Source organism: Rhodanobacter caeni, from assembly GCF_039523575.1.
GTDB classification, from domain to species: domain Bacteria; phylum Pseudomonadota; class Gammaproteobacteria; order Xanthomonadales; family Rhodanobacteraceae; genus Rhodanobacter; species Rhodanobacter caeni.
This window is the reverse complement of the sequence record NZ_BAAAFO010000006.1, coordinates 52,295-64,704: the sequence shown is the minus strand read 5'-3', so window position 1 is coordinate 64,704 and position 12,410 is coordinate 52,295. Positions and strand designations below refer to the sequence as shown.

8 protein-coding genes are annotated in these 12,410 nt (G+C 67.9%); 4 read left to right on the top strand and 4 right to left on the bottom strand.

Features of this window, described 5'->3' with window-relative positions:
* Nucleotides 1-6 precede the first annotated feature (6 nt).
* The gene (tsaA, locus tag ABD017_RS16485) at nucleotides 7-549 is read right to left on the bottom strand and encodes a tRNA (N6-threonylcarbamoyladenosine(37)-N6)-methyltransferase TrmO (RefSeq protein WP_343883907.1); all 543 of its coding nucleotides are present in this window, start codon (nucleotides 547-549) and stop codon (nucleotides 7-9) included.
* A 200-nt stretch (nucleotides 550-749) separates the two neighbouring features.
* Here tsaA and ABD017_RS16480 point away from each other — a divergent pair, with 200 nt between their 5' ends.
* Nucleotides 750-2,519: a sensor domain-containing diguanylate cyclase gene (locus ABD017_RS16480; RefSeq protein WP_343883906.1), complete on the top strand. Its 1,770-nt coding sequence runs from the start codon at nucleotides 750-752 to the stop codon at nucleotides 2,517-2,519.
* Here the strand turns inward: ABD017_RS16480 and ABD017_RS16475 are convergent.
* A complete protein-coding gene (locus tag ABD017_RS16475; RefSeq protein ID WP_343883905.1) occupies nucleotides 2,512-3,045 on the bottom strand; it encodes a DUF6630 family protein in 534 nt (177 codons plus the stop codon). The genes ABD017_RS16480 and ABD017_RS16475 overlap by 8 nt on opposite strands.
* A 173-nt stretch (nucleotides 3,046-3,218) precedes the next feature.
* On the opposite strand from ABD017_RS16475, the gene ABD017_RS16470 reads away from it, so the two are divergent.
* Nucleotides 3,219-4,892 (top strand): ArnT family glycosyltransferase, encoded by a 1,674-nt coding sequence (locus ABD017_RS16470; protein ID WP_425543761.1) that lies wholly within the window; start codon nucleotides 3,219-3,221, stop codon nucleotides 4,890-4,892.
* Between the two features lie 4 nt (nucleotides 4,893-4,896).
* Here the strand turns inward: ABD017_RS16470 and ABD017_RS16465 are convergent, their stop codons facing one another.
* Complete coding sequence (locus tag ABD017_RS16465; protein WP_343883903.1) at nucleotides 4,897-5,502, bottom strand: YrbL family protein; 606 nt, start codon at nucleotides 5,500-5,502, stop codon at nucleotides 4,897-4,899.
* Between the two features lie 148 nt (nucleotides 5,503-5,650).
* Between ABD017_RS16465 and ABD017_RS16460 the strand changes: the two genes are divergently transcribed.
* Nucleotides 5,651-7,642 carry an LTA synthase family protein gene (locus ABD017_RS16460; protein ID WP_343883901.1) on the top strand — a complete coding sequence of 664 codons (1,992 nt, stop codon included), beginning with the start codon at nucleotides 5,651-5,653 and terminating at the stop codon, nucleotides 7,640-7,642.
* 53 nt (nucleotides 7,643-7,695) lie between these two features.
* Here ABD017_RS16460 and ABD017_RS16455 read toward each other — a convergent pair whose 3' ends face one another.
* Complete coding sequence (locus ABD017_RS16455) at nucleotides 7,696-8,163, bottom strand: Dps family protein (protein WP_343883900.1); 468 nt, start codon at nucleotides 8,161-8,163, stop codon at nucleotides 7,696-7,698.
* A gap of 136 nt (nucleotides 8,164-8,299) precedes the next feature.
* On the opposite strand from ABD017_RS16455, the gene hrpA reads away from it, so the two are divergent.
* Entirely contained in the window at nucleotides 8,300-12,379 is a 4,080-nt protein-coding gene (gene hrpA / locus ABD017_RS16450) for an ATP-dependent RNA helicase HrpA (RefSeq protein ID WP_343883928.1), read from the top strand.
* Nucleotides 12,380-12,410: the final 31 nt, after the last annotated feature.

Below are 12,410 nucleotides of genomic sequence, written 5' to 3'. Positions count from 1 at the left end.
GCCTTCCTAGGCGCCGTCCGGCCGCGGCTTGCGCGGGCGTCGCGGGCCGGGCGCGGATTGCCGGCCCTGCGCCGCATCGATGGCGTCGATCCAGCCGGCACGCGCGTCGGGGAAGGCATCCGCATAGGGCACGTAGGGTTTGATGTCCAGGATCGGCGTGCCGTCCAGCAGATCCATGCCACGCACCCGCAGCCGCGTTTCCTCCACCGCCACCAGCTCGACGGCAGACAGCCCGATCGCGTTGGGCCGGTGCGGCGAACGGGTGGCCAGCACGCTGCGCTTGCCGCCGCCGCGCGGCGGTTTCACTTCGGCCTTCCAGCCCTCGCTGCGATGGAAGGCAAACACCAGCCAGATGCGCTCGAACCCGATCAGGTCGCGAAACGCGGCCGCCGGAAAATCCTCGACGAACTCGATCACCGCCTCGGCCGCCATGGCCGTGGCCGTGCCCGCCACCACCGTGGCCTGGTGGGGCGCGTCGATGCGCTGCGTGTAAGGCGAGAGCGCGTGGGCGATCGGGTGGCAGAGCAGGGCGCGGGACGTGTCGGGCATGGCGTCGTGGTCGCAGGCGGGGCGCCATTATCACCGGCCCGGTCTGCCGCGGGTATCGCAGGCGGTGCGTCGGTGCGCGGCCAACAGCGGCTCGCGCCATGCCGAATTCCCAGGCAGCTTTCCCCGAAACGGTGTCGCAGTCACGCCCCGTAGGGTTCCCCTATGGCATGGTGGACGCGCAGTTTCGAAGGAGTTCGTGCATGGTCAACACTCCCCAGCCATCTGCCGAGAGCGCCCAGGCGGAGCGGCTTCGCGCGCTGTCGGCGCTGGATACCGAAGCCGAAGCCGTGTTCGACGCGCTGGCCCGTGCCGCCGCGGTCGCCACCGGCGCCCCGATCGCGCTGATCACCCTGATCGACAGCGAGCACCAGTGGTTCAAGGCGAACATCGGTTTCGCCGGCATGCGCGGCACGCCGCGCGACATCGCGTTTTGCTCGCAGACCATCCTCGGCCCCGAGCTGATGGAGGTCACCGACGCCAGCAGCGATCCGCGCTGGGCGGAGAACCCGCTGGTGACCGGCCAGCCCGGCATCCGCTTTTATGCCGGTGTACCGCTGACCTTGCATGATGGTGTCCGCGTCGGTGCGTTGTGCGTTCTCGACCGCACTCCGCGCAAGCTCGGCGAGGCACAGCGCCAGGTGCTGGAGGCGCTCGCGGCCAGCGTGGTGGAAGCACTGGAGCTGCGCATGCAGACCCTGCAATGCCAGTCTGCGTTGCAGGTGGAGATGGACCAGGCCCGAGCGGGTTTGGCGAGGGCGAAAGCAGCGGCCGCGCTGGTCGCTCGCACCGACAAGCTGATGGGTGCTGGCCGCTGGTCGCTGGACCTGGATAGCAAGGAGGTGGACTGGAGCAACGAAACCTGCGCGATCCATGACCTGCCGCCCGGCCACCGCCCCACGCTCACCGAGGCCTTCAGCTATTACCCGCCCGAGGCCAGAACGAAGATCGAAATGGCCGTAAAGACGGCCATGCTCGATCCGCATGCAAGCTGGGATATGGAGTTGCCGCTGCACACCGCCAAGGGGCGCAAGATATGGGTGCGCACTCTGGGTTTTGCGCAGATGCATCCGGCGCCCGCGCGGCTCGTGGGGGTGGTCAAGGACATTTCCATCCGCCGGCGTGTCGTGGCGGCGCTGGAAGCCAGCGACCGTCGCTTCCGCAAGTTGTTCGAGTTCAGCCTGGGCCTGATCTGCACCCACGACTACGAAGGCGTGTTGCTGTCCGTGAACCCCGCCGCGGCGGCGTCGCTGGGTTATTCGGTGGGCGAACTGCTGGGGCGGCCGCTGACCGACTTCATCCCGGCCGAAAGGCATGCTGCGTTCCGCAGCTATCTGTTGCAGTTGATGACCAAGGACCGCCACGCGGGCATGCTGGAACTGATCGCCAAGGACGGCAGCCGGCGCGTGTGGCAATACCAGAGCGTGCTGGACGACCAGAGCGACGAACCCTACGTGCTGGGGCACGCGCTCGACATCACCGAGCGCTACCAGCACGAGCTGAAGTTGTGGGACGAGGCCACCCGCGATCCGCTCACCAAATGCTTCAACCGCCGCTACCTGGAGAACCTCTCGGACGCGTTCGCGTCCGAGGCATGGGGTTGCATCGCCATCGACCTGGACCACTTCAAGCAAGTCAACGACCAGTACGGGCACCAGCGCGGCGACGAGGTGCTGGTGGCAATGGCCAGGTTCCTGTTCCGCCACGCCCGCCGCGACGACCCGGTGGTGCGGCTGGGCGGCGACGAGTTCCTGCTGTTGCTGCGCGGCGCGGACGGCGAGGCGACCGCGCGGGTGGCGCGCGAACTCGAGGCCGACCGCGCCTCGGCGCCGATCGGGTTCACCATGGGCACCGCCAGTTTCGGCCACGGCGTGTCGCTTGCCGAAGGGTTGGGCGAGGCGGATCGGCGTCTCTACCAGCGGCGGGCAGTCGACCGTGCGCCGGCCGCAAGCGCCACCGACCGGCTCAGCTGACCTCGCTGCCCAGGCGCAGGTTGATGCCCAGCGCGGTGGCCAGCTCGCGCATGGATTCGGCGTCGCGCGTCAGCGTGATCCAGCCGGCGTGGCTGTCGTCGTCGGCTTCCCAGACCCACAGCGTGTAGCCGTACTCGGCCAGGCGGTCGTAGGCGGTGGCCAGCAGCGAGGCGCCGTCCATGTCCTCGAAGAAGTCGTCGTCGGCCGGGTCGCCGTTCCAGTCGATCGACAGGTTCCAGCGCGCGCACAGCTCGTCGATCACCTGCACCAGCGCACGCGGGTCGCCCACGTCGATGTGGAAGCCGGAGCGCCAGTCGATCACGTGGGCCACGATCTGCACCGGCTCGTAGCTGTCCTCGGCCAGCGTCGCCACGGTCTCGCGGTAGTCGTCGAACTGCTGCAGCGCGGTGTCCTCGTCGCCCGGGTTGATCAGCTGCAGCAACTGCCAGACCTGCGTTTCGACGGAAGCCTCCCCGATGTCGTCGAGCATGTCGGCTGCATCGTCGTCGTCGTCGGAAACACTCATGGCTCACGTCTCTGGACAGGGATGCTCATGGTTGCGCGTGCGCGTGCGATTGGAAAGCCCGGCGCGCCGGGCGCTGCGGTGCACTGCCTAAGCCGATCCTAACGTCGCCATGGCACACTGCAGCCCGCGCTCCCGGAGTCGCGGCGCAGAGAACGGACCGACGAATGACGACGATTGACGATACGCGCGCCCGGCGCATGTTCTGGTGGTTCATGGCGGTGGCGCTGGTGGTGCTGGCAGCGGGTATCGGGCTGCGCGACCCCTGGCCGCCCGACGAGCCGCGCTTTGCGCTGGTCGCCCACCAGATGCTGACCTCCGGGCAGTGGCTGTTTCCGCATCGCGGGATCGAGCTGTACTCGGACAAGCCGCCGCTGTTGATGTGGTGCGAGGCGATTACCTTCTGGCTCACCGGTGGCTGGCGCGGCGCCTTCCTGCTGCCTTCGCTGCTGGCCGGGATGGGCAGCCTGTTGGTGGTCTACCGCACCGGGCGACGCCTGTGGAATGCGCGTATCGGCCTGTTCGCGGCGGTGCTGCTGCTGGCGGCGATCCAGTTTGTCGACGTGATCAAGCACGCGCAGATCGACCCGTTGCTGCTGTTCTGGGTGACCGCGGGCAACGCCGGCCTGCTGGTGCACTGCCTGCGTGGCCCGGATTGGCGCGCGTACTGGTTGGGCTGCTTCGCGGCGGGGCTGGGCGTGATCACCAAGGGCGTCGGCGTGCTGGTGCTGCTGATGCTGCTGCCGTACCTGTTTGCCCGGTTGCGGCGCTGGCCCGGCGTCATCCAGGCCCGCGGCGACGGCCGGCGCTGGGCCGGCGGGGCGCTGGCGTTCCTGCTGCCGATCGGGTTGTGGCTGGTGCCGATGCTGGTGACCGCCTATGGCTTCGGCACGCCCGAATACATCGCCTACGTGCAGGACCTGCTGTTTCGCCAGACTGCCCAGCGCTACGCCAATTCCTGGGCGCATGCGGAGCCGTTCTGGTTCTTCGCGCTGGTGATGGCGCGCGACTGGTTTCCGGTCTGCCTGTTGATCCCCTTGCTGCTGCCGGCGTGGCGCGATGCGCTGCGCGCGCGTGAGGCGCGCGTGCTGCTGCCGCTGGCGTGGTGGTTGCTGGCATTGCTGTTTTTCAGCATTCCCTCCGGCAAGCGCGAGATCTACCTGCTGCCGGCGCTGCCGATGGTGGTGCTGGCGATGGCGCCGTTCGTGGATGGCTTGCTGGCCAAACGCTGGTTTTCGCGGGCGGCGTTTGGCTTGGGCCTGCTGATGGGCGTGGTGTTTTTTGCGGCGGGCGCGTGGGCCTTGCTGGCTCATCCACGCGCCGCGCAGCGTATCGCCGCCGGTTACGAGCTGCCCGATGGCGGCGCCGCGCTGTGGTGGTGCGCGATCGGCGTGGGCGCGCTGTTCGTGCTGGCGGCCGCGTGGTTCCGTCCCCGTCGCGGCGTGCTCGCGTTGCTGGTGGGGCTGGGCGCGGCATGGGTGGGCTGGTGCCTGAGCACCTATCCGCTGCTCAACGACAACCAGTCGGTGCGTGCGCTGATGCGCAGCGCGGATGCGCGGATCGGGCCGGACGGCGAGCTGGCGCTGGTGCAATGGCGCGAGGAGCTGCTGCTGCAGGCCCTGCGTCCGCCGGTGGAGTTCGGCTTCTCGCGTCCGCCCGCGCAGCAGATGCGCGATGCGCTGGCATGGCAGGCGCAGGCACCCGGGCGGCGCTGGATCCTGGTCGACAGCGATGCGCTGGGGCCCTGCGTGGACCCGGCGCGGGTCGTGCGGCTGGGCGTGGCCAATCGCAATGCGTGGTGGCTTTTCAACCAGAGCGCCGTCAAGCCCGGCTGCACGGCCGGACCGTGACGGATCAGGCCACGCCGGCGCGGCAACGCCTGATCATCCGCTCGAACTTGCGACGGGTACGGGCGGCGTTGTGGCTTCGGCTCATCGAGCGGTGCGGGATGATGTTCTTCTCGCCGAAGCCATCGATCATCATCAATCGCGGGGCGGAGCTGCCGTCGCTGCCATAGACGATGTTGTAGGCGTGCAGGTCGGTGGCAATGACGTCGTGACGCAGCAGCGCAGCCAGCAAGGCGTCCAGCGCCTGCTGCAGCTCCGGGGTGAGGCCATCGCGGCGAATCAGGCTGATCAGCGTGGGCGCCAAACCGCCATCGGCGCCGCTGATCTTTTGCACCACCAGGCCCAGGCCAAGGTCGGTGTCGACCAGTCCGATCACCGGTGCCAGGGGCGATGGCCCCGGATCGGCATGGCGCGAGGCGAGGTATTCCTTGAATTCGCGCACATAACCACGATACGGGCCGGTCCTGGAGGTCAATCGAAAACCTCGCGTCGGCGATTTCCCGGGCAGGTCTGTTCGCATCACCTTGATCAGTTGATCGGGCTGATCCGGGTGCTGGTAGATGTGCCGATGCCTGCCGGTGGTGATCGGCGTGGCCTGACTGAGCTGGAGCATGCGTGGTATTTCCGCCGCGGCAAGACGGCCATTGTGCGATAGCCTTGGTCCGATCGCATCAGGAATACCCAAGAAGCCTGCAGTAGACTGCGGGGCTTCGTCGAGGCGGGGCCGGCGGCTCGTGCTGCGACTTCCATCGGAGATCGGTATGCGACGCCTTTCCTGGCGCTTTTTCGTCGCCACCATGGTCCTGCTGACGCTGAGCCGGCTGGGCCTGTCGGTGTGGTTGTGGTCGCGGGTGCAACCGGCGGGTGGGCTGTGGCCGATCCTGTTCGGCGGCTGGCGCATCGACCTCAGCTTCCTGGCGATGATCTGCGCGTTTCCCATCCTGCTGTCGCCATGGCTGGGCCATCTGGCCTGGCCCACGCGCATCACCGCGTGGTGGTACCGCCTGTGGTGGCTGCTGTTCGTCTTGCTGGAAGTGTCCACGCCGCAGTTCATCCTGGAATACGACACCCGACCCAACCGCCTCTACATCGAGTACCTCAACAACCCGCACGAGGTGTCGGCGATGTTGTGGCACGGCTACAAGGGCGTGCTGTTCTTCGGCTTGCTCGTGCTGGGCGTGCTGGGCTGGTGGGGCTTTCGCTGGCTGCGCACGCAGCCGGTTGATGCGCGCATGAAACTGGTCTGGCGGCCGGTGGTGACGGCGGTGGCGTTTGCGGTGCTGTTTCTGGTGGGACGCGGCACGCTGGAGCACCGTCCGCTCAACGCGTCGATGGTGGCCTTCAGCGACGACAGCATGGTCAATACGCTGCCGCTCAACTCGCTCTACAACGTGGCCAACGCGATCCGCGGCATGAGCAACGAGCGCTCCGCCGCGGCCGTGTACGGCAAGATGCCCGAGGCGGAGATGCAGCACATCGTGCGCGAGGCGGCGGGCCTCAATGGCCCCATGCTCGACCCGAAATACCCCAGCATGCATCGCCAGCAGGCCAGCGCGAAACCGGCCAAGCCGCTGAACCTGGTGATCATCATGGAGGAGAGCCTGGGCGCGCAGTTCATCGGTACGCTGGGCGGGCAGCAGCTGTCGCCGCAGTTCGATGCGCTGGCCAAACAGGGCTGGCTGCTGGCGCGCACCTACGCCACCGGCACCCGTTCGGTGCGCGGGCTGGAGGCGGTCAACACCGGCTTCCTGCCCACGCCGGCCGAAGCGGTGCTGAAGCTGCCGCGCAGCCAGCGCGGGTTCTTCACCATCGCCGGGCTGCTGGGCGAATTCGGCTACCACTCGCGCTTCATCTACGGCGGCGAGGCGCACTTCGACAACATGAAATCGTTTTTCCTGGGCAACGGTTTCGACGAGGTGATCGACCAGCCGAAGTTCGAGGTCAAGCCCACGTTCGTCGGTTCGTGGGGCGCCTCCGACGAGGACATGTTCAACGAGCTGCACCACCGACTGATGCAGGACGGCGACAAGCCCAGCTTCACCCTGGCCTTCAGCGTCTCCAACCACACGCCGTGGGAATACCCGGCCGGTCGCATCAAGCCCACGGAGCCGGCGGCCAGCGTGCAGAACACCGTGCGTTATGCCGACTGGGCGATCGGGCAGTTCTTCGAGCGGGCGAAGAAATCACCGTACTGGGATCACACCGTGTTCCTGATCGTGGCCGACCACGACGCCCGCGTGTTCGGCGCCAGCCTGGTGCCGGTGCGGCATTTCCACATTCCCGCGTTGATCCTTGGTGCGGGCGTGCCGGTGCAGCGCGACGAGCACATCGTCAGCCAGATCGACCTGGCGCCCACGTTGCTGTCGCTGATCGGCATCAGCAGCGTGCACCCGATGCTGGGCGCCGACCTCACGCGGCGCTATCCCGACCGCGCGATCATGCAGTACGGCGACAACTACGGTTACCTGAAATACGACCAGCTGGTGGTGCTGCAGCCGCACCAGGGCGCGAAGCAGTTCCACTACGACGTCGGCGCCGAAACGCTCACCCCGGTGCCGCTGGACCCGACGCTGGACAAGCTGGCGCTGGCGCACGCGCTATGGCCGAGCTGGGCCTACTTCAACCAGCGCTACGTGTTGCCGCCGCCGGCCATGCAGCATGCCGTGCCCGCTGCGGGCGCCAGCGTGGCCAAGCCGGCGGTGGTGCCGATCAAGGTGAACACGCCCGATTGCTGCGTGACGCGGCAGCTTTGAAGAACAAAAAACCCGGCATCACGCCGGGTTTTTTTTGTGGAAGCGCGGAAAGCTCAACGCAGCAGCGAGCGCAGCATCCAGGCGGTTTTCTCGTGTTCCTTCAGGCGGCCGGTGACCATGTCCGCGGTGCCTTCGTCGCCGGCCGCATCGGCGGCCTTGATCGTCTCGCGGGCGGTGGCGGCGGCGATCTCGTGGCCTTCCACCAGCTGGTTCACCATCTCCTTCCACTCCGGCACGCCGGCCTCCTCCTTGATCGAGGAGAGCTTGCCGAACTGGCTGTAGGAACCGGGCGCGAACACGTCCAGCGTGCGGATGCGCTCGGCCACCTCGTCGGCGGCCAGCCACAGTTCGTTGTACTGCGTCTCGAACATCGCGTGCAGGCTGGTGAACTGGGGGCCGGTGACGTTCCAGTGGAAGCTGTGGGTTTTCAGGTACAGCGAATACGTGTCGGCCAGCAGCTTGGAGAGATGCTTGGCGACCGTTTCGCGATCCTTCTTGGCGATACCGATGGAAATGGCCATGTGCTGCTCCTTCCTGGTGATGAATGCGATGGACCCACAGTAGCGGGCCCACCGCTGTTGGTGAAATGAAACCTTTGCATGCCGCCGATAGCTTTCAGCTATCAGGCCGCCGCCAGCAGTTATCATGCGCGGTTCGATGAACGCCTCCGACCCGCCCGCTTCCGAATCCGCCGATCCCGGCCTGCGCCAGCTGCGCCGGCAGCTGGACACGGTGACCAGCCGCGACTTCGGTCGTCTGCTGGGCCGCTGGCGCACACTGTCGCGCCGGCCCGACGAGAACAAGGTGGCGGCGCTGCGCGCGGATATCGAGCGGTCGGCGGCAAAACGCCGCGCCCGCGTCGCCGCCAGGCCGGCCATCCGGCTGGACGAATCGCTGCCGATCAGCGCCCGCGGCGACGACATCGTCAAGCTGATCCGCGAGCACCAGGTGGTGGTGATCGCCGGCGAGACCGGCTCGGGCAAGACCACCCAGCTGCCCAAGCTGTGCCTGGCCGCCGGCCGCGGCGAGGCCGGCATGATCGGCTGCACCCAGCCGCGCCGTCTGGCCGCCCGTTCGGTGGCGCGCCGCGTGGCCGAGGAGCTGGGCACGCCGGTGGGCGACATCGTGGGTTTCCAGGTGCGTTTCAACGACCAGGTGTCCGAGCGCAGCCTGATCAAGTTCATGACCGACGGCATTTTGCTGGCCGAAACCCAGGGCGATCCGTGGCTCTCCGCGTACGACACGCTGATCATCGACGAGGCGCACGAGCGCAGCCTCAACATCGACTTCCTGCTGGGCTACCTGAAGCAGCTGGCGGCAAAGCGGCCACAGCTGAAGATCATCGTCACCTCGGCCACCATCGACACCGCCCGCTTTGCCGAGCATTTCGGCGGCGCGCCGGTGGTGGAAGTGGAAGGGCGCGCGTATCCGGTGGAAACCCGCTGGCGGCCGCTGGACCCTGTAGGAGCGGCTTCAGCCGCGACCGGCGCCGCGTCGCGGCTGAAGCCGCTCCTACAAAAAGCCTCGATGCAGCAAGGCAGCGCCGAGCACATCGCCAGCGTGCTGGACGAGATCACCCACGACGATCCGCGCGGCGACGTGCTGGTGTTCCTGCCCGGCGAGCGCGAGATCCGCGACGCGCACCAGCTGCTGTCGCGCCGCCAGTACCGCGAGACGGAAATCCTGCCGCTGTACGCGCGGCTTTCCGCCGGCGACCAAGACCGCGTGTTCAAGCCCGGCATCAAGCGCCGCGTGGTACTGGCCACCAACGTGGCCGAAACCTCGCTCACCGTGCCGCGCATCCGCTACGTGATCGACACCGGCACCGCGCGTGTCAAGCGCTACAGCCAGCGCAGCCAGCTGGAGCGGCTGCATGTGGAGCCGATCTCGCAAGCCGCCGCCGACCAGCGCAAGGGCCGCTGCGGCCGCGTCGGGCCGGGCATCTGCTACCGGCTGTACGACGAGGCGGATTTCGCCGGCCGCGCCGCGTTCACCGATCCGGAGCTGCTGCGCTCTTCGCTGGCCAACGTGATCCTGCGCATGCTGGCGCTGAAGCTGGGCGACGTGGAGCAGTTCCCGTTTCTCGACACACCCGACCCCCGCGTGGTGGCCGACGGCTATCGCCGGTTGGCGGAGATCGCCGCGATCGACGACGCGCGCAAGCTCACCGCCATCGGCCACACCCTGGCGCGGCTGCCGATCGACGTGCAACTGGCGCGCATGCTGGTGGAGGGCGAAAAGCTGCACAGCCTGCGCGAGCTGCTGGTCGTCGTGGCCTTCCTCAGCATCCAGGACCCGCGCGAACGCCCCGCCGACGCGCGCCAGCAGGCCGATACCGCGCATGCGCTGTTCGCCGATCCCAAGTCCGATTTCATCGGCGTGCTGAACCTGTGGCGCGCCTATCACGACGCGCACGAGGAGCTGACCCAGTCGAAACTGCGCGACTGGTGCTCGCGGCATTTCCTGAGTTTCATGCGCATGCGCGAGTGGCGGGAACTGCATCGGCAGTTGCTGCTGGTGGTGGCCGAGCTGGGGTGGAAGCTGGATGCGCAGATTCCTACTCGCGACGAAGCACGCTCTGCTCCTCCCCCTGCTGGCAGGGGGAGGTTGGGAGGGGGTAAAGCTCTTCGCTCTGCTGTGGCACAAGATCAAAAGCGAACCCCTCCCCAGCCCTCCCCTGTGAACAGGGGAGGGAGCGAGAGCGAGGCCGAGCGCCTCTATGAATCGGTGCACCGCTCCCTGCTCGCCGGCCTGCCCACCCAGGTTGGCCGCAAGGACGAAAAAGGCATCTACCAGAGCGCCCGCGAGCGCAAGTTCCAGGTCTTCCCGGGTTCGGCATTGGCCAAGACGTCGCCGAACTGGATCTTCAGCGCGCAGATCCTGGACGTGGGCGGCCGTGTGTGGGGCATGACGAATGCGCGGGTGGAGCCGCTGTGGATCGAGCAGCAGGCCGCGCACCTGCTGCGCAGCAGTTGCCGCGAGGCACACTGGTCGAGAAAGCGCGGCTGCGTGGTGGCGTACGAGCAGGTGAGCCTGTTCGGGCTGGTGCTGGTGGAGAAGCGGCCGGTGACGTTCCAGCGCCAGGACCCGGCCCTGGCGCACGCGATCTTCCTGCGTGAGGCGCTGGTGCGGGGCGACATCGATGCCAAGGCGGACTTCGTCCGCGCCAACCAGCGCGTGCTGGAAGAGGCGCAGGGCATCGAGGCGAAGCAGCGGCGCGAAGGCCTGATCCGCCATGAGGACGACCTGGTGGCGTTCTTCGAGGGCAAGCTGCCGCAGGACATTGCCAGCAGCCGCGCGCTGGATGCCTGGTATCGCAAGGCGCGACCCGCCGAGCAGGCGGCGCTGCGCTGGTCGCTGGATGACGTGATGGCCGGCGGCGTGGGGCTGGATGCGAAGGCGTTTCCGGCGTGGCTGGACGTTCGGCCGCAGCGCTACAAGCTCGAATACCGCTTCGTGCCGGGCGACGAGGCCGATGGCGTCACCCTGCAGCTGCCGCTGGCGATGCTGAACGCGCTGCCGGCCGCGCGTTGCGAATGGCTGGTGCCGGGCCTGCTCACCGAGAAAGTGGCCGAGCTGATCCGTGGCCTGCCGAAGACCCTGCGCCGCAATTTCGTGCCCGCGCCGGATTTCGCCCGCGCCTTCGTCGAGGCCGAAACGCCACGCGACGAACCGCTGGCGAACGTGCTGGCCGCTTTCCTGAAACGCACCACCGGCGTCGACATCGAGGCGCAAGCCTTCGCCGCAGTGGAGCTGCCGGTGCATTTCCTGATGCGCTATCGCCTGCACGACGAGCGCGGCAAGACGCTGGCCAGCGGCCGCGACCTGGCCGCCTTGCGCGGGCAATGGGAAGGCCAGGCGCGCGAGGCGTTCTCGCGCAAGACCGATATCGAGCTGACCCGCGAAGACGTGGCCAGCTGGGATTTCGAGGAAATCCCCGCGCAGGTACGCTCCGAGGGCGGCCTGGCGGCGTTCCCGGCGCTGGTCGACCTGGGCGAGACGGTGGCGCTGCGCGTGTTCGAGCGCAGCGACGAGGCGCGCGCCGCGCATGTGCAGGGCGTGGTGCGCCTGCTGCGCAACGCCCTGGCGAGCGAGACGAAACAGGCGCGCCGGCGCTTGCCGATCGCCAATCCGCTGTCGCTGAAGTACACCCCGCTGGGCAGCATCGACAGCCTGCGCGAGGATCTGGCGGAAGGCGGCTTCGCCGACCTGCTGGCGCGCCACGCACTGGATGCGCGCACCGCGGGCGATTTCGAGAAGCTGCGCACGCAGCTGTCGCGCGAGCTGTTCGGTGCCGCGGTGGAACGCCTGAAACTGGCCGAGCCGATCATCGAGGCACAAGCCGACCTGAAACCCTGGCTGCAGCCGCCGCTGATGGGTTTTGCCCGCGCCAGCTACGACGACCTGCACGAGCAATTCGATGCCTTGCTCACGCCCGGTTTCCTGCGCGAGCTGTCGCCGGAGCGGCTGGCCCACTACCCGCGCTATCTCAAAGGCATGCGGCTGCGCGCCGAACGCCTGCGCCAGGACCCGGCCAGGGACCAGCAACGCATGCTGCAGGTGCTGCCGTACTGGCGCGCGTACCTGCAACACCGCGCTGCCGGCACCGATGCGCAGGCGCTGGCCGAACTGCGCTGGCTGATCGAGGAATGGCGCGTGTCGCTGTTCGCGCAGGAATTGAAGACCGCCGAGCCGGTGTCGGCCAAGCGCCTGGCCAAGGCGCTGGAGCTCTTGTAGGAGCGGCTTCAGCCGCGACGCGGATGTCCAC

What these genes read in the sequence shown, in the direction of transcription:
- tsaA (WP_343883907.1), bottom strand. Translation starts at nt 549, where the DNA reads ATGCCCGACACGTCCCGCGCCCTGCTCTGCCACCCGATCGCCCACGCG.
- ABD017_RS16480 (WP_343883906.1), top strand. Translation starts at nt 750, where the DNA reads ATGGTCAACACTCCCCAGCCATCTGCCGAGAGCGCCCAGGCGGAGCGG.
- ABD017_RS16475 (WP_343883905.1), bottom strand. Translation starts at nt 3,045, where the DNA reads ATGAGTGTTTCCGACGACGACGACGATGCAGCCGACATGCTCGACGAC.
- ABD017_RS16465 (WP_343883903.1), bottom strand. Translation starts at nt 5,502, where the DNA reads ATGCTCCAGCTCAGTCAGGCCACGCCGATCACCACCGGCAGGCATCGG.
- ABD017_RS16460 (WP_343883901.1), top strand. Translation starts at nt 5,651, where the DNA reads ATGCGACGCCTTTCCTGGCGCTTTTTCGTCGCCACCATGGTCCTGCTG.
- ABD017_RS16455 (WP_343883900.1), bottom strand. Translation starts at nt 8,163, where the DNA reads ATGGCCATTTCCATCGGTATCGCCAAGAAGGATCGCGAAACGGTCGCC.
- hrpA (WP_343883928.1), top strand. Translation starts at nt 8,300, where the DNA reads ATGAACGCCTCCGACCCGCCCGCTTCCGAATCCGCCGATCCCGGCCTG.